The sequence below is a fragment of the Candidatus Binataceae bacterium genome (assembly GCA_035308025.1).
Classification (GTDB): Bacteria; Desulfobacterota; Binatia; order Binatales; family Binataceae; genus JAJPHI01.
On record DATGHL010000026.1, the window covers coordinates 90,322 to 107,132 of the forward strand.

General features: G+C 63.1%; 16 protein-coding genes. 5 read left to right on the forward strand and 11 right to left on the reverse strand.

Annotated features, from left to right (window positions below; all coding sequences use genetic code 11):
• Positions 1–5: 5 nt before the first annotated feature.
• Both VKS22_07395 and VKS22_07400 read right to left on the reverse strand, forming a co-directional pair.
• Positions 6–1,202 (reverse strand): kelch repeat-containing protein, encoded by a 1,197-nt coding sequence (locus VKS22_07395; protein ID HLW70431.1) that lies wholly within the window; start codon positions 1,200–1,202, stop codon positions 6–8.
• Between the two features lie 10 nt (positions 1,203–1,212).
• Positions 1,213–2,043, reverse strand: coding sequence for a helical backbone metal receptor (locus VKS22_07400; GenBank protein ID HLW70432.1), 831 nt, complete (start codon positions 2,041–2,043; stop codon positions 1,213–1,215).
• A 158-nt stretch (positions 2,044–2,201) separates the two neighbouring features.
• On the opposite strand from VKS22_07400, the gene VKS22_07405 reads away from it, so the two are divergent.
• Genes VKS22_07405 through gspC form a run of 4 tightly spaced genes read left to right on the forward strand, consistent with a single transcriptional unit; the run spans position 2,202 to position 6,253 of the window.
• Positions 2,202–2,804 (forward strand): ureidoglycolate lyase, encoded by a 603-nt coding sequence (locus VKS22_07405; GenBank protein ID HLW70433.1) that lies wholly within the window; start codon positions 2,202–2,204, stop codon positions 2,802–2,804.
• Between the two features lie 6 nt (positions 2,805–2,810).
• Positions 2,811–3,920: an amidohydrolase family protein gene (locus tag VKS22_07410; protein ID HLW70434.1), complete on the forward strand. Its 1,110-nt coding sequence runs from the start codon at positions 2,811–2,813 to the stop codon at positions 3,918–3,920.
• Positions 3,921–3,956: 36 nt separating this feature from the next.
• Positions 3,957–5,321, forward strand: a complete 1,365-nt coding sequence (locus VKS22_07415) for a glutamate-cysteine ligase family protein (GenBank protein ID HLW70435.1) — start codon at positions 3,957–3,959, stop codon at positions 5,319–5,321.
• 17 nt (positions 5,322–5,338) lie between these two features.
• A complete protein-coding gene (gene gspC / locus VKS22_07420; protein HLW70436.1) occupies positions 5,339–6,253 on the forward strand; it encodes a type II secretion system protein GspC in 915 nt (304 codons plus the stop codon).
• A gap of 36 nt (positions 6,254–6,289) precedes the next feature.
• On the opposite strand, the gene VKS22_07425 is transcribed toward gspC, so the two are convergent.
• The 8 genes from VKS22_07425 to VKS22_07460 all read right to left on the reverse strand — a co-directional run bounded on the left by VKS22_07425 (position 6,290) and on the right by VKS22_07460 (position 14,093).
• A complete protein-coding gene (locus VKS22_07425; GenBank protein ID HLW70437.1) occupies positions 6,290–7,288 on the reverse strand; it encodes a polyprenyl synthetase family protein in 999 nt (332 codons plus the stop codon).
• Positions 7,289–7,308: 20 nt separating this feature from the next.
• Positions 7,309–8,064, reverse strand: coding sequence for a coenzyme F420-0:L-glutamate ligase (gene cofE / locus VKS22_07430; protein ID HLW70438.1), 756 nt, complete (start codon positions 8,062–8,064; stop codon positions 7,309–7,311).
• A 12-nt stretch (positions 8,065–8,076) separates the two neighbouring features.
• Positions 8,077–8,982, reverse strand: a complete 906-nt coding sequence (gene cofD / locus VKS22_07435; protein ID HLW70439.1) for a 2-phospho-L-lactate transferase — start codon at positions 8,980–8,982, stop codon at positions 8,077–8,079.
• Positions 8,969–10,222 (reverse strand): 5-amino-6-(D-ribitylamino)uracil--L-tyrosine 4-hydroxyphenyl transferase CofH, encoded by a 1,254-nt coding sequence (gene cofH / locus VKS22_07440; protein ID HLW70440.1) that lies wholly within the window; start codon positions 10,220–10,222, stop codon positions 8,969–8,971. The genes cofD and cofH overlap by 14 nt, the downstream gene beginning before the upstream one ends.
• A gap of 2 nt (positions 10,223–10,224) precedes the next feature.
• Positions 10,225–11,409 (reverse strand): 7,8-didemethyl-8-hydroxy-5-deazariboflavin synthase CofG, encoded by a 1,185-nt coding sequence (cofG, locus tag VKS22_07445; GenBank protein ID HLW70441.1) that lies wholly within the window; start codon positions 11,407–11,409, stop codon positions 10,225–10,227.
• Between the two features lie 74 nt (positions 11,410–11,483).
• On the reverse strand, positions 11,484–12,191 hold the full coding sequence (locus VKS22_07450) for a type 1 glutamine amidotransferase (GenBank protein ID HLW70442.1): 708 nt from the start codon (positions 12,189–12,191) through the stop codon (positions 11,484–11,486).
• 58 nt (positions 12,192–12,249) lie between these two features.
• Entirely contained in the window at positions 12,250–13,371 is a 1,122-nt protein-coding gene (locus VKS22_07455) for an FAD-dependent oxidoreductase (GenBank protein HLW70443.1), read from the reverse strand.
• Between the two features lie 8 nt (positions 13,372–13,379).
• Positions 13,380–14,093: an anti-sigma factor gene (locus VKS22_07460; protein HLW70444.1), complete on the reverse strand. Its 714-nt coding sequence runs from the start codon at positions 14,091–14,093 to the stop codon at positions 13,380–13,382.
• Positions 14,094–14,213: 120 nt separating this feature from the next.
• On the opposite strand from VKS22_07460, the gene VKS22_07465 reads away from it, so the two are divergent.
• Entirely contained in the window at positions 14,214–15,281 is a 1,068-nt protein-coding gene (locus tag VKS22_07465; protein HLW70445.1) for a 3-deoxy-7-phosphoheptulonate synthase, read from the forward strand.
• 90 nt (positions 15,282–15,371) lie between these two features.
• Here the strand turns inward: VKS22_07465 and VKS22_07470 are convergent, their stop codons facing one another.
• The gene (locus VKS22_07470; protein ID HLW70446.1) at positions 15,372–16,778 is read right to left on the reverse strand and encodes a nicotinate phosphoribosyltransferase; all 1,407 of its coding nucleotides are present in this window, start codon (positions 16,776–16,778) and stop codon (positions 15,372–15,374) included.
• Between the last annotated feature and the right edge of the window lie 33 nt (positions 16,779–16,811).

A 16,811-nucleotide genomic window follows, 5' to 3' on the forward strand; every position in this document is an offset into this window, starting at 1 on the left:
TGAGATCACGGCTGGGGTGTAAAGATTTCGGCAGTCGCCTGAACGGTGAACTTGCCGCCCGTCGTAACGCTCGCACCGCCGGCCACAAGCACCGTCCCATCCTGGAGCAAGGTGGCAGTATGGCCCTCGCGTGCGAACGCCATAGTCGGTCCCTGCTCGAATTTCTTCGTCGCGATTGCATAGGCTTCGGAAGTCGCGAGCGAAAACGCCGGAGTGGTCGGCGGAACATCGTAACCGCCGGTGCGCAGGACGTCGCCGGAACCTAGTAGCGTCGCGGTCGCGGCGAAACCAGAATGTTTTACGCTCTTGGCCGAGAGAAATTTGTTGGTCGCAGGATCATAAAGGGTGGCGTTGCGCGTGGTTGTGCCATTAACGCCGAAGCCGCTGGCAAGCAGAACCTCGCCATCGTTGAGCAAGGTCGCGGTGTGGAGCGTGCGCGCGATCGTCATTTTTTTTGCCGTCAAAGTGAAAGTCTGGGCCGTGGGATCGTAGAGCTCGGCGGTCTTCAGCACCGCGCCGGTCTTATCCTGGCCGCCGGCGATCAGCACCTCGCCGCTTTGCAGCAGAGTCGCGGTATGGCCGAGGCGTTCGGTGGACATCGTGGCGGCGAGCGCGGTGAAGGTCTTGGTCGTAGGGTCATAGAGTTCGGCGGTCTTGACTGGCTTGAAGGTCAACATATCCAGGCCGCCGGTGATAAGGACCTCACCATTCTGCAGCAGCGTCGCGGTATGCTCGGCGCGGGTGTCGGTCATTGGCGTTGTGGTCAAGGTAAAGAGCCCGGTCGCTGGATTATAGATATCGGCGCTTGCGTAAACCTCGGCCAAGTTGGCGGATTCTCCGCCGGTAATCAGCACGGTGCCATCGTTGAGCAGCGTTGCGGTGTGCTCGACGCGCGCAATGTCCATCACGCCGGCGGTGAGCGCGAAGGTTCGGGTCGTGGGGTTGTATAGCTCGGCATTGGACTGAGCGACCCCGTTGTTGTCCTCGCCCCCAGTAATCAGCACGGCGCCGTCGTTGAGCAAAGTCGCAGTGTGCGCGAACCGCGGCGTGGTCATCTGTCCGGTCGTCAAGGCGAACGCTCCCGGGTAAATAACTTTTTTGGCTATGGCGTCGCTCGCGCGGCCAACGAGGGCGAAGGCGCACAGAGCGATGATCATCGCACTGCCGAGCAGCCGGCGGCGTGAAACTGGATGAAGCAGCATCGTTATTCTCCTAGACGGCGGCGGCGCGGACGCGCCCCAACAGCGCCGCCAGATTCTTCAAGCCGCTGGTCATGTGCACGCCGTACCAGTGCAAATCCCGCCCGTTGATCAGTACGACGCGGCGGCTCAGTGCGGGCGGGAGCAGCGGCTTTAACTCCTCGACATCCCTGGCGCCGAACTCGTAAGGTTCGTCGGGCAGCATCACGAAGTCCGGACGCAGCGCGATCGCCTCCTCGAGCGTGGTGCGGGGATAGCGTTCGCCGGTTGCGGCAAAGATATTATTGAAACCGAGCATGCGGAGGACGTCGTGGGCGTAAGTGTCGGCGTTAAAAACCATCCACGGGTTTTTCCAGATGGGGCAGAAAGCGCGAAAGCGTAGTTTGGCCCATACTCCGACCTCGGTTTCGATAACGCTGACGGCGCGCACGATGTCGCGCGCCATCGCGTCGGCCGTGGGTGCGCATCCGAGGAGCGCACCGAGCTTGATGATGCTCTCGACCGCGGCGCTGATCTTGCGCGGATAGGTAGTAAAAACCTGGATTTTAGCGGCGCGCAGGGCCTCGATATCCTCACGGCGGTTTTCTTCCGCATTGGCGATAACGAGATCAGGCGCCGTCGTCAGAATCGCGCGAATGTCGGGATTCTTGGTGCCGCCAATTTTGGCGACGGCGGCCGCAGCGTCGGGAGCGACGCAGTAGCGGGTGACGCCGACCAGAGCGTCGCCGCGCCCGAGCGCGAAGACGGTTTCCGTCCAGCTCGGCACGAGAGAAACGATGCGCTCGGGCCGCCGCTCAAGTTCGAGCCTGAAGCCGAGTTCGTCTGCGGTCCGTAGCCAAGCCATGCACGATTATAGCGACGCGGCGGTGGCGGCGCATCGATGCCTGTCAGAGCTTCGCGGCTTGTCAGAGCTTCACGGCTTGTCAAAGCTTCGCGCGACGGCCTAAGCTCGACTGCAGATGGCCCGGCGGGAGCACGAAAACAGGGTCTGGAGAACGCTCGATGGAAAAACAAAACCTCAGGCTTGCCGAACTAAGCGAGCATCGTGGCGAGAGTTCCCGCGGGGCGCAGAGTATCAAGCTCAAGCTCCAACCCTTGACGGTCGAGGCGTTCAGACCCTACGGCCAGGTGCTCGAGAATAAGCAGCCGGTGCTACCCGAGGTCGAGCCGGGCGAGGGGCGCGTCGCGATCGAGCTGCTCAAGTTCAAGCGGCCGGTCAATTCACGGCGGATCAGCATGATGGCCACGCATTTTTCGTATAACCAGACGTTTATCCCGCTACGCGGAACCATAGCGTTGGTGGTCGCGCCGCCGCCGCGCAATCGCGGCGCAGGCCATGAGCATTACGAGATCGATTACGAACGGCTCGCGGCGTTTTTCGTCGAACCTGGCCAAGCCGCGCTCATCGACAAGGGGACGTGGCATTTCGCAGTTGCGCTGGGCGCGGAATGCGATCTGATCAACGTAACGCGCAAGGATCCCGGCGAGGGCACCAGCAATATCGATGACGAGATGCGGATGGACGACATCCCATCGCAGCGGCCATATGTCGAGGTGCTGGACTTCGCCCGGCGCGACAAGCGCGTGCTCGAACTCGAAGCCTGAGCATACATGACGACGCAGCGGATTATCGACGCGGACGCGCATATGTTCGAGCCGCCCGGCCTGTGGACGGAGGGCCTTGAGCGGCGCTTCCGCGAGCGCGCGCCGCGGATCGTCAAAGATCCTGGCGGACGCAAAGGCTCGTTCTTCGTCTGCGGGGAGTTGCCGCCATTGCGCATCTCGGGCGCCTTCGCGGCGGGCAAGAGTTTCGATTCGGCCTTCCTCGACGCCGGACTTGAGAGCGTCCCGGCCGGCGGCTGGGAACCCGCGGCGCGGCTCAAGGACATGGCGCTCGACGGCATCGACGCCGCAGCGTTGTATACGACGATGGGTTTCGTGCTCTTCTGGATCGATGACGCGGATTTTCAGCACGACTGTTTTCGCGTCTATAACGACTGGCTCGCCGGCTTTTGCGCATACGCTCCTGAGCGCTTCGCCGGGCTCGCTCTAATCTCGCTGTATGATCCTGAGCGCGCGCGCCGCGAACTCGAACGGTGTGTGAAGCTGGGCTTAAAGGGTGCGTTGATCTGGGCCTCGCCGCCGGACGATCGGCCTTACAGCACGAAGCAGTACGATCCGTTCTGGGCGGCGGCGGCGGAACTCGGGATGCCGTTGTCGCTGCATACGCTGACGGGCAAGACCAAAGCCGCGCAGCAGGATGAAGCCGATATCGGCGAGCTCTATGCGCGGATGGTAATTCGCACGCACGAAACCCAGCACTCGCTTTGCACGCTGATTTTTTCCGGGATCTTCGAGCGCTTTCCGCAACTCAAGATCGTCTCGGCGGAGAATGATATCGCGTGGGTCCCGCATCTGCTCGAGCGGGCCGACAAATACTACCGGCGCTTCAAACAGGCCTACGGCAGTGCGCTTTCGCTGAAACCGAGCGAATACTTCAAGCGGCAGGTTTATGCGACCTTCATCGACGACCCGATGGGCCTCAAAACCTATCATCTGGTGGGCGCTGACAATTTCATGTGGTCGACAGACTATCCCCATCAGGCGGCGACGTGGCCCCATTCGCGGGAAGTGCTCGCGCGCGATTTTGCCGCCTTGCCAGAGGCCGATCGGCAGAAGATAGTGTGTGACAACGCGGCCCGGCTCTATGGCTTCGTTTAGTACGTTGGTCAGTAAACAGGCGAGGAACCACAGGCTATGAACGAACCGCTGGAACGCAAAGAGGAATTGGTTCGCTATTTCCAGTCGGGCGCGAAGCCGCGCGCGCAGTGGCGGGTTGGCACCGAGTACGAAAAGGTCGCGGTCTCGGCCGCTAGTGGCCGCGCCCTACCCTTCTCGGGTCCGCGCGGCGTCGAGGAGATTCTGCGGCGTCTGGTGGATCATTACGGTTACGAGCCTGACGACGAGCACGGTCGGCTGATCGCACTCAAGGGCGAGCGCGCGCCGATCACAATCGAACCGGGCGGGCAGATCGAACTCTCGGGCGAACAGTGCGACTCAATCCATTGCGCCCATCAGGAGTTCACGAAACATATGGAGCAGTTGATCGAGATCGGCCACGAGCTGGGAGCGACGATCCTCGGCCTCGGGATGCAACCGATCAGCCGGATCGACGAGATCGAACTCCTGCCGAAGGACCGCTATCGCATCATGTATCCTTATATGGCGCGCAAGGGGCAGCTCGGACAGCGGATGATGAAGCAGACCGCGGGCGTTCAGGCTAACCTCGACTATAGCGACGAAGCCGACGCGATGCGCAAACTGCGCGTGAGCATGGGAATCGTGCCGTTGGTCTATGCGATGTTCGCAAATTCGCCACTCTCGGATGGCCGTCTCAACGGCTATCAGAGCTATCGCGGGCATATCTGGCAGGACACCGATCGCGATCGCAGCGGGATGCTCGAATTTGTCTTTCGCGACGATGCCGGGTTCGACGACTATGTCGAGTATGCGCTGGACGTGCCGATGTACTTCCTCGGCCGCGACCACCAGTATCTCGACCTGACGACACCGCCGGGACTGACCTTCCGGCAGTTCATGGAACATGGCTACGGCAAGGAGCGTGCAACCCTCGACGATTGGGCGGCGCACCTCACGACAATTTTCACCGAGGTGCGGTTGAAGAAATATATCGAGGTGCGGACCGCGGACAGTCAGCCGCCGCTGCTGATGCTGTCGCTGCCGGCGCTCTGTAAGGGCCTCCTCTACGATAACGATTGCCTGAGCGGGGCCTGGGATCTGGTCAAACGCTGGTCCTTCGCGGAGCGGCTGGAACTGGCGGACGCGGCGCAAAAAATCGGCCTTGAAGCTCGCGCCGGGCGGATCAAGCTTCAGGAGATAGCGCTCGAACTAGCCAACGTCGCGATGGTTGGCCTGGCGCGGCAACGCAACCTTAACGAACGCAACGACGACGAGACGATCTATCTAATCCATATGCTCGACCAGGTGCGGATGGGTCATAATCAGGCGAGCCTGACGATCGAGCGCTGGAAGGGCCGCTGGAATTACGATGTGCGACGGCTGGTCGAAGGCTGTTCGTATGAGGCCGAGGCGACGCTTTAGGTCCCGGTAAATAATCGATGTCCGGTTTCAATCTGCTCGAGCGCTACGTTCTGCTGATCAACCTGCTGATTGGCGTGGTGATAATCCCGTATTTTCTCGCGCTCGGCGTGACGGACGCGGCCAAACTTTACCTTGCGCGAAATATTGTGCCAGCGGAAATGCGGTCTCGTAATGACTCCGCACAATCGGCGGCGACGGCGGTGAGGGGACGCGCGGCTTACGCGGCAATCGAACGCCGCGACATCTTTAATCTCGCACCGCCGCCGGTCGATGCGGCGGTCGAGAATGAACCGCTGACGGTCAAGCTCGTCGGCACGTCACAGCTCAGCAGCGGCAAGCCCTACGCGATTATCCAGAACGCCAGCGCCGAGCAATCGGTTTATCGGGTCGGTGAGATGATTCCGGACGCCGGGCAACTGCTGGAGGTGACGGCGAATCGTGCGGTGATAATGCACAACGGGCATCGCGCCGCAATAGAAATCCCGCATGACGCGGCTGGGTCCGCCCAGCCGTTTGCGCAGCAGCCGGGCGCATTCCGCGGAGCGCCGCCGGTTAGTCCCGGAATGCCGCTGAATCTGCGCCGCCATGCTGCGGGAGTCCGGCGGCTGAGCGCAAATCGCTTCTTGCTGGATCGATCAACGGTGAGCAGTAATTTGCAAAATATGGCGCCGCTGTTCAGTCAGATTCGCGCTATACCCAATGTGCAAAACGGCGCCGCCAACGGCTTTCGGCTCTCCGAGATCCAGCCGAATTCGATCTTCCAGCAGATCGGTCTGCAGGACGGCGACCTGCTGAGGGCAATCAATGGGCAGCCGGTCGGCGACCCGACCAAGGCGCTGGCCATGATGCAGTCATTGCAAAATCAGTCGTCAATCACCCTGAGTGTCGTGCGCAACGGCTCGCTGACGCAGCTCCATTACACTGTCCGCTAAAGGCTGCGCGGCGCTGCGCCCGGCGGTTTGAGAGCGTCAGCTTTCGCGATCGATTTGATCTTCGATGAGGAGCTTCAGGCCGTCGCGGTAGGGGGACTCGTCGAGCTGGTCGAGGAGCTGGTGTGCGCCGGCGATCTCGGCGGTAATCATGGCCTTGGCCCGCCGCATCACGAGGGGGCCCCTCATCAGTTCGAGGGCGCGCGCCAAGGCGCCGTTATCGGTTACGGCGCCGTTGGCGAAGATGGCGTGCAATTCAGGAATCTCGTTCATCCCGATTACCGCGGGCAGCGACAGCACTCCCGCGCGCAGATCGGAGCCGACCGGCTTGCCGATCTTCTCCTCGGGGCCGGCGATGTCGAGCAGATCATCGACCATCTGAAAGGCGCGCCCGACGGCGAGGCCGAGCCGTTCCATAGCGTCGATGCGCGCAGGCGTAGCGCCCGCGAGGTCGGCGGCGACGCGACCGCCGGCAGCGAACAGCGAGGCGGTCTTGCGGGTGATGATCGCGAGATAGTCATCCACGGTCGCGGCGGTCTGATGGCGCAGCCGGCCTTCCATCACTTCGCCCTCGGTGAGCTGGATGCAGGCGCGGGCGGCCGTGCGCACCAGCCGCTCGTCGAAGCGGCCGCATAACTCGAAGGCCCGGCTGAAAAGAAAATCACCGGCGATCAGCGAGCCCGCCACGCCATAGCGCGCATAGGCCGAGGGCTTACCGCGCCGCAGCATCCCAGTATCGATAATGTCGTCGTGCAGCAGGGTCGCAGAGTGAATAAGTTCGAGCGCGATCGCGGAATCGATCGCGTCGGCTACCGCGTGATCGCTGCCCCCACAAGCGCGATAGACCAGCATCACGAACAGCGGCCGCAGACGCTTGCCCGCGCCGTCGACCAGGTAATGGCAGATCTCGCTGATCAGCGACTCGCGGGAATCGAGCAGGCCGGCGAGCCGATGCTCTGCGCGACTCAGATCATCGCGGACGTAGTGGGCCGGATCGGATAATGCGGCCGCCGGGACCTTGATTGCGGCAGCTTTCAACGATTTCACCTAAGACAACTCTAGCGAAAAAGGTCAGACGATGCTGGACGGATCAAGGCTTTGGCGCTGACGCCCTCGGCCGGCTGATATTGGTATCCGCGCACCAGCACGGCGGGCGTCGCTCCGGCCTTCGGCATCAAGAGGCCGGCGGCGGCGGCGATCTGATCGGCGATTGCAATTACCGTATGGTGGAGCTCGCGGCCGCCGAGGTCGGCGGTGCCGCGCAAATCGAGCATCGGGTCGATCCCGGCGACGCCCAGACAGACCTCGGTCAGGCCGTCGCGCCAGGGCCGGCCGAAGGTATCGGTAATGAGCACGGCGATCTGCGCTCCGGTTAGCCGCTTGAGCCCGGCGCGGAGTCTGACCGCTGAGGCGTCGGCGTCTTCGGGCAGCAGAATCGCGCGGTCGTCGGCGAGGCTGTTGGATTCGTCGATGCCGGCGTTGGCGCAAACCCACCCCGGGCCGGTTTCGACGATCAAGACAGCGTTATCCATTCGCACGATGCGGCTGGTCTGGCGCAAAACCAGCTCAACCGCGCGTGGATCTTTATCCCAGCGTGCGGCGAATTTACGAGCCATCTCAGACGGCTCGACCCTAGTAAGATCGACAATCCGGCCTTCGGCCTTCGAGACGATTTTCTGGCAGACGGTAAGGATGTCGCCGTGCGCGAGGGTCAATCGCATCGCGTCGAGCGCAAGGGCAATCAACTCGGCGAGGTTATCGCCCTCCCGCACTATCGGGATACCTTCAAGGGCGGTCAGCGTCAGCGAAGCCATAATCGACTGATACTATACCTCGAGTGCGTTGAGCACGACGGTGGCGAGGCGCTCCGCGCGGGCGGGTGTGCCCATGATGGTGTCGGTCGCGATGGCATTGAGACCGAGATCGCGAATCGGCTCGAGATAGCGGCTGTCGATCTTATCGAGCACGAAGAGACCCGCAAAATCCCGGTAGAGCCGCGCGACGCCGAGTGGCGAAACCTCGTGGCCGAGACCGCGCATCATCTTGTCGGCCGGCCCCTTGACCGGTTTGCCGCCGACGATCGGGCTAATCGCGGCGACACGGTCACGCACCGAGCAGAGCGCGTCGCGGACGCCGTCGAGTTGCAGGATCGGTCCGAGCGAGACGAAGGGATTCGACGGGGCGAGAATGATCGCGTGCGAGCGCACGATGGTGGGAATCACGTCCGGCGCGGGGGCGGCGCGTTCGATCCCGCGCAGCTCGATACTTTCGACGGCGCCGCGCGCGCGCCCGCGCACGAAGTATTCCTGGAACGGGAGCGCGGATTTGCCCTTGAGCTTGACGTGGGTATGAACCCGATCGTCGCTCATCGGCAAGATGCGCGATTTGACGCCGAAGCATCGCGCTATTTCCGCTGTGACCTCAGTGATGGTCGCGCCGGCGCGCAGCCGCTCGGTGCGGTATAGATGGGTCGCGATATCGCGATCGCCCAGATTGAACCAGGGCTTGCCGAAGAAGCGGCCGAGCGCATCGAGGGCATGGAAACTCTCGTCCGCGAGGCCCCAACCGTTGGCGCGATTCACGACGCCGCCGAGCGTGTAGATGATCGTGTCAACGTCGGGCGAGACGTGCAGTCCGTAAAACTGCTCGTCGTCTCCCGTGTTGACGATGATGTTCAGCAGCCGCGGGTCGAAGCGGCGGACCAACCCGCGGATAAACTTAGCGGCCCCCACCCCCCCCGCAAGCGTGGTTATCGTGGTTCGTGAAGGACTCGGAGATCGGCCGCGCGCCATTGGGTGCCCTTTTGCCGTACAGCTTCTTGTAGGTGGTAGTACGTTCGACGGCCACGCGGCCCATCGCGCGCGCCTTTTCCTCGATCAAATCAACCGGGACGAACTCGCCCGCGGTGCCGCCGGCCTCGGCGGTGATGCTCTCTTCCATCAAAGTGCCGGAGAAATCGTTGCAGCCGGCTTTGAGCGTGACCGCGGCGCAATCGACGCCTAGCTTGACCCACGAGGTTTGCAGGTTGTCGATCTGTCCCCGCAGGAACAATCGGGCAAAAGCGTACATCTGCAGGTCCAGCGTGCCGAGCGGTTGCGGCGAGACCAATCCCTTGCGAAACAGGACGGTGTTTTCGTGAATGAAGCGCAGCGGCACGAACTCGGTAAAGCCGTGCGTATCCTTCTGAATATTACGCAGGAGATTTAGGTGATTGATGACGTGGCGCGGGTGCTCGAGATGGCCGTACATGATGGTCGAAGTGGTCGGCACGCCGAGTGAGTGTGCGGTCGTGATGATATCGACCCAAGCGGCGACATCGACCTTCTTGTGACTCAAGATTTCGCGGATGTCGTCGTCGAGAATTTCCGCCGCAGTGCCCGGAATCGAGCCGAGCCCGTGGTCACGCAGCATCGCGATATATTCACGATATGGCAGGTTGGTGCGGCGCGCGCCGTACATGATCTCCATCGGCGAGAAGGCGTGAATATGCAGATCGGGATATACGGCCTTAATCGTGTCGAGGATGTCGCGATATTTGAACGGCGGCATCTCCGGGTTGATCCCGCCCTGGATGCAGACCTCGGTGGCGCCGCGCGCGATAGCGTCGGCGATTTTAGCGAGGATGGTTTCGTCGGAATGGTCGTAGGCGTCGGATTCCCATTTCTGGCGCTTGAAGCCGCAGAACTGGCAGCCGACGAAGCAGATGTTGGTGAAGTTGAGATTGCGATTGACGACGTAGGTGACTTCGTCGCCGACATCCTCGGCGCGCGCCAGGTCGGCGCACTTGACGACGGCGCGCAGATCGTCGCCGTCTGCGGTGTAGAGCGCCAAGCCCTCCTCGGGCGTGAGTTCCTGGCGATCGAGGCTGCGCTTCAATGCAGTTCGGACCTCGGCGGACGCCCGGTCGATCAAGCGACCCAATGGCGCCGCCTCGACTTCGTTGACGAAGCCGAGCATCTCTTCGAGGTTCATACTTAGACCTCCGCGGTGAGCTGAGCGGCGAGGCGGTTGATATGCGGCATCATAGCCGGATCGACCCACTCGCCATCGATATAGTCGGGGTAAATCGCGAGCCGCTGAATTAGGTGAAAGCCGGCGCGCGCGCATCGATTCGCCAGGGCTTCAAGGTGAGGCCAGGGCGCTTCGGGGTTGACGTAGTCCTTGCTGAGCGGCGAAATCCCGCCCCAGTCGTTGATTCCAGCGTCGAGGAAGAGTTCGATTTCGTGCGGCGAGAGATTGGGCGGCGCCTGCACGTTCATCGTAGGGCCGAGCACGAGCCGCGCGGTCGCGATCGCCCGCGCCATTTCGAAGCGATCGGGCTCGGGGGCGTCCGCCAGCGGAATCTCGGGCTTGGCGCGGAAATTCTGGATAATCACTTCCTGAATATGACCGTAGCGCTCGTGCGAGTCGCGAATCGCTATCAAACTCTGCGCACGTTCCATCGGAGTCTCGCCAATACCGAGCAGGATTCCGGTCGTGAATGGGATCTTGAGCGCGCCCGCTTCGTCGATCATGCGCATCCGGATCGCCGGATCCTTATCGGGCGCCCACTGATGAACGCCGCCGCGCCGGCGCAGGCGCGGCGAGATACTTTCGAGCATCAGGCCCATGCTGGCGTTGAACGGCCGCAATATCGCCATCTCGTCGCGGGTCATGATGCCGGCGTTGGTATGGGGCAGAAGTCCCTGCTCCAGCGCGGCGCCGCAAGCCTGCCCGACATACTCGATAGTGCTGCTGGCGCCGCGCTCGCGCAGCGTTTCCCGATACTCCTTGAAGGCGAGCTCGGGCTTGTCGCCGAGGCACATCAGCGCTTCCTTGCATCCGAGCTCGAGGCCGCGCTTCGACCAGGCGGCGATTTCATGCAGGGTCATGGTCCAGGCCCCGGGATCACCGGGATCGCGGCGGAAAGTGCAGTAGCTGCATCGGTCGCGGCACAGATTGGTGACGGGCAAAAAGACTTTGCGCGAATAGCTGACCTCGCGACCCTTGCCGCGATCGCGCAACGCGGCCGCCGCGGCCATAACCTCCGGCAGCATGTCGTCGGGACACTCAATAAGCGCGATCGCGTCGGCTTCGTCGAGACGGGCGCCCGCGAGCGCTCGGTCGAGGATGTTGCGGAGCGGCGCGAGCCGTGGAGTACTGACCGCTAGCTCAGGCATCACAATCTGGGGTGGTTATAGGCGATCAAGCCGGGTGAGGCAAACGTCGAGTTTCAGATCGATGGGTCGCGCGCTCATGTGCCCTGGATGGGACTTGCCCAGCGGCCAAAGACCGTGGCACCGATCTGGCCTAGTTGCGGCAGATGGCGCGGCGCGGCGGCGAGGATCGCGTTCCCATCGAGGCCGACACGCTTCAGACCGTCGCCGAACTCTGCGACCAGAGCGGTGAGGATCTCCTCGGTCATCTCGGCATGAAACAGGAAGCCGTAGGCCTTTTCGCCGTAGCGATAGCCCTGGAGGGCGGTCTTTTCCGATGACGCGAGCGCGGTCGCGCCTGCGGGCAGATCAAACACGTCGCTATGCCAGTGGGCGGCGGTAAATTCGGTCGCGACGCCGCGCAGGAGGCGATCGTCGCGGGCGTCATCGGTGAGCCGCACCGGGTACCATCCGATCTCGCGGGTCGCGCCGCGATAGACCTTGGCGCCGAGGGCGGCGGCGAGCAATTGGCTGCCGAGGCAGACGCCGAGGATCGGTTTGTTCTCCTTGAGCGCCGCCTCAATCAGCCGCATCTCGTCGCGCAGATAGGGAAAACTGTCGAGCTGATAGACGGTCTGCGGACCGCCCATGACGATCAGGCCGCCGGCGCCGCGGATCGATTCGGGAATCGGCTGGCCCTCGTGGACGCGGATGTATTGCCAGGCGAGCGCGGCAGTTTCGAGCGCATCCGCGATCGCGCCCAGAGTCTCAGCCGGATGATGCTGGAGGACAACTATCTTCGCCATCGATACCCCGCGACCAATTTCGCTTCGTGAGTGTTACCTTGCCAACAAGCATCATGAATCAGGCAGATTTTATGTCGGATATGCCCCACGACGGTAGCGGCGCGCCGTCGACGATCGCCGCAGCCATCAGCGCCCCGGCATGAACGCTGAAAGCAACGCCGTGCCCGGCGTAGGCGCCCGCGATCAGCACGCGCTCGGCCTTGGGATGGCGCATCAGGAGCGGTATGAGGCCCTCGCGAAAAGCGATCGGCCCAGCCCATCGCGCGACAATCGGTACTCTCGCGAGCGCGGGGTTGAGCGCGCGGACGCGGCCTTCGAGCCACTCGAGAATAGCGACCGAATCACTGCCTGAGATCTCAAGGCGTTCGAGCTCGTCGGGTTCGCTGAAGCTCAGCCCGGCGCCGAAGACAATACTGCCATCGCACACACGCCCCCACAAATAGGGCGTATCAGCGGTATAAAAAGGCATCCGCTCATCGAGGCCGAGGCTCGTGAGTGTCGCGTCATCGAGCGGCGCGGTCAGGCAGGCATAGGTCAGCGCGCTGCGTAGGGCCGGCATTCGCGGAATCAGCGTGGCAGTCCAGGCGTTGAGCGCGACGATCACGTAGCCGGGATGGATTTCCTCTCCTTCGACTTCGAGCGCAGGCGCTGCGGAAAGTTTCAGCGCGGCGACGCGCCGATGTTCGAACACGATTGCGCCCGCGGCGATCGCGGCCTCGGCGAGTCCGGCGACCATCGCGCCGGGCTCGATCGAGCCGCCCGCGACCGTGCGCGCGACGCTGATCGCAGCGCCATCGTCGAACCAGGGCAAGCGGCGGCCTCCGCCGCGCGCCTGATGAACGATCTCCCAGCATCCGGGCAGGCGCAGGTCGCATTCAATTCCGAGATCGGTGACGAGTCGTTCGAGTTGCGGAACACAGTCACGCGCGCCGGGACGTGGTCCGGTCGCGGTGCCTTCGAGCACGATACCGCCGGTGCGTCCGCTGGCGCCGGAACCCACGCGATCGGCCTCGAAGACGACGGCGCGCAGGCCGCGCCGTGCAAGGTGGTAGGCTGCCGACAGGCCAGTCGCCCCGCCGCCGATGATCGCAACGTCGGGCGTTGCCGGAATCGAAGCGCCTGCGGGAATCAGCTTGGCCCGCCGCCAAAGAGCCTCGCCCCAATGGCGCGATAACTTCATGAAACTCCTTAACGTTTCATTGGTTCGTGGAACTCACCTTTGAGAATCGGTGAACTGAGTGGATTGCCGTCGGCGTTGCGTTCCAGCATCAGCACCGCCGCAATCGTATCGATGGGTGGGGCGGATTCCTCGACTGCGATTCCGTTATGCTCCTTTTCCGCCGGTATCGCGGGCTGCGCGGGGACCATCGGGCCGTGACGTTGCACCCACCAAAGGCGGTACTGCTGATCCGGTGCGAGGGCGGGCAATCCAGTAACTTCCAGCACCGCTGCAGCCAGCCGCCGGCTCGTCACGATCACAGCCGCCGGACCGGGCGCCCGCTCGGCGGGCCACAGGTGAATGATTCGGCAGTCGGGGGTGGCGAGGACGCGGGTGAACTCGCGGCGCGCTGCGGCCTGATCGCGCAGTCCGGCAATCTCACGATTTGCGACCAGCAGATGAGCCTGCATCAGGCTGATCCGCGACTGCAGCAGGTCGAGATGACGTCGCAGTTGACCGGCGCGATGACCCGATTGCGCGCCGAATTCCACCGCGACGACCGCGCAGGCGAGTGCCAGGGCTAACCCCATCCCGGCTATGGCGTTCCAGAAAGCCGGTTGGCGCAGGCGGGACGTCCGCTGGGCGCGACGTTTGATCGCGGCCTGCGGGTTAACTGCCTGAGTGCCCCTCGAAGAACTTGTCGAGGGACCTGTCGCGGAACTTGCCGACGAATTCTTCACCATTTCTAACGACGCTTGCGCCTGCCGTCCTGATTATCGCTCTTTCGCGCGGGTGAAAAGAGACCCTCAGTGGGAACTGCGCTTTGTCGCAGCGCCGCGTTCGGCTAAGAATATGAGTCCCTTATGACGCGGCAGATTCAGGATATTCGCATCCGTGGCACGGAACCTTTAACGGCGCCGCGGATTCTCAAGGCAGAATTGCCGATCGACGAGGCGATTGTGGACACGGTCTTCGGGGCCCGCGAGACGATTCGCGCGATGCTCCGCGGCGCGGACCGGCGGCTGCTGTGTATCGTCGGTCCGTGCTCGATTCATGATCCGGAAGCCGCGATCGATTATGCACGCCGGCTCGCCGATCTGAAGCGCCGGCTCGAGCGGCAGCTCTTCATCCTGATGCGCGTGTATTTCGAGAAGCCGCGCACCACCGTGGGCTGGAAGGGGCTGATCAACGATCCTCACATGGACGACAGTTGCGACGTGCAGGCCGGGCTGCGAATCGCGCGGCGGCTGCTGCTTGAGATTACGCGGCTGGGGCTGGCGGCGGCGACCGAGATGCTCGACCCAATCACGCCGCAGTACACCGCCGATCTGATCGCGTGGTCGGCGATTGGCGCGCGCACGACCGAGTCGCAAACCCATCGCGAGATGGCGAGCGGGCTGTCGATGCCGGTGGGTTTCAAGAACACGACGGACGGCAATCTACAAGTCGCGGTCAATGCGATTGAATCGGCGCGGCGTCCGCACGCCTTCCTCGGGATCAACCAGGATGGCGTCACGGCGATCGTGCGCACCGCGGGCAATCCCGACGCCCACGTCGTATTGCGCGGCGGCAAAACACCCAACTTTGACGCGGCGAGCATCGCGGAGTGCGGGCGGATGCTCGCGAAGGCCTCCCTCGCGCCGCGCTTGATTGTCGATTGCTCGCACGCGCAAACCGCGAAGGACTTCACGCGTCAGCCCCTCGTGCTTGAGGCCCTGGTCGAGCAGATTTGTGCGGGCGAACCGGCGATCATGGGCGTGATGCTCGAGAGTAATCTGGAGGCGGGCAACCAGCCGCTGACCGGCGACCGCGCCGCACTGAAATACGGCGTCTCGATCACCGATCCGTGTATCGATTGGCTGGCGACTGAACGGTGTCTCGTGAAGGCGGCCGAACGTCTAGATCGGCACGCTGGCGCCGCCGAGGGCTGACTTGCAATCTTGACGCAGCTCCAGGTGTCAGCGGTGTCTGTAATTCTGAACGCAGCTCGCAGACTCGCCTGCTCGTTCCGCTCCGCTCCACTAGCGTTCTTGACGGCGCGCGCTGCGCATCCGTTCGCTGATCACCAGCGCGTCAAGCGCCGCAGTCTGGCGCACCGGGTAAGAATCCGGCTTTTCGAGATCCTTGTAGCACTGTTCCAGATGCGCCAGCGACTCGAGCAGGTGTGCGCGCGACTCAACCAGCACAGGAGGCGCGCCGATTCTATGGCCGCCAGTCATGACACGCTGCAAGAGCGGGATCGTCTCGGACGGTGCGGGTTTGAATTCGTGGGCGACACTGACCGCGCCCTCCTGCGCCAAGGCGATCAGATCAGAGTAGAAGCCGCCTTTGGGATTGAGCGCACGGAAAATCTGCCTACGCCCCGGCGCTGAGGTTTTACCAATCGAAATTTTCATCCTTGGCGCACCGGCATACTCGGCCAGCTTGTAAACCATATCTAGCGACGGCGCGTCGCCGCTGACCGCGGTCTCAGCGCCGACCCCGAACGCATCGATCGGCGCGCCGGCGCGGAGCAATTGATCGATGCGGTATTCGTCGAGGTTGCCGGTCGCGAAGATCGCGACCTCGCGCAGCCCCTCGCGATCCAGAACGCGGCGCGCGGCAAGGCTGAGTGCGGCGAGGTCGCCGCTGTCCAGACGAATCGCCTGAAGTTTATGACCTTTACGTTTGAGCTCAAGCGCGACCCGCGCGGCATTCTCCACGCCCGCGAGCGTGTCGTAAGTATCCACGAGCAGCGCGCTGAGGTCGGGGAAGAGTTGCGTGTAATGCTCGAAGGCGGCGCGTTCGCCGTCATGCGCCATCACGTAACTGTGGGCCATAGTGCCGTAGAGCGGGATCCCGTAGCGGCGGCCGGCGAGAACGTTCGACGTGCCGATAAAGCCGGCGAGGTAACTCGAACGCGCGGCGAGCAGACCGGCGTCCGCGCCGTGCGCGCGACGCAAGCCAAAATCGATCAGGCTGCGGCCGCGCGCCGCCAGCATCACGCGCGCTGCCTTGGTCGCCAGCAAGCTTGCCGGTCCGAGCTGGTTGAGCACGAGCGTCTCGAGCAGTTGAGCTTCGATCAGCGGGGCGGTGATCTCGAGGATCGGCTCGTCGGCAAAAAAAACTGTCCCCTCGGTGATCGCGCAGATCTCGCCGGTGAAACGCATCGTTCCCAGCCACGTGAGAAACTCGGGCGCAAAGAGCTTGAGCGAACTGAGGTAATCCAAGGCTGACTGATCGAAGTGAAAGGCCTCGACCGCCTCGAGCAGGCGCTCCAGCCCGGCCGCGACGAGAAAGCCCCGCCGCAACGGCATCCGCCGTACGCTCACGGCGAAGGTCGCGGGCTGATTGAAGCCAAGCTGGAAGTAACTCGCCGCCATCGTCAGCTCATACAGATCGATGAGCAGCGGCATTTCGGCAGGATCGAGGCGCAGGTCAATCTTCATGATCTGGCGCCATAGGCTAGAGGCTTCCGGCGA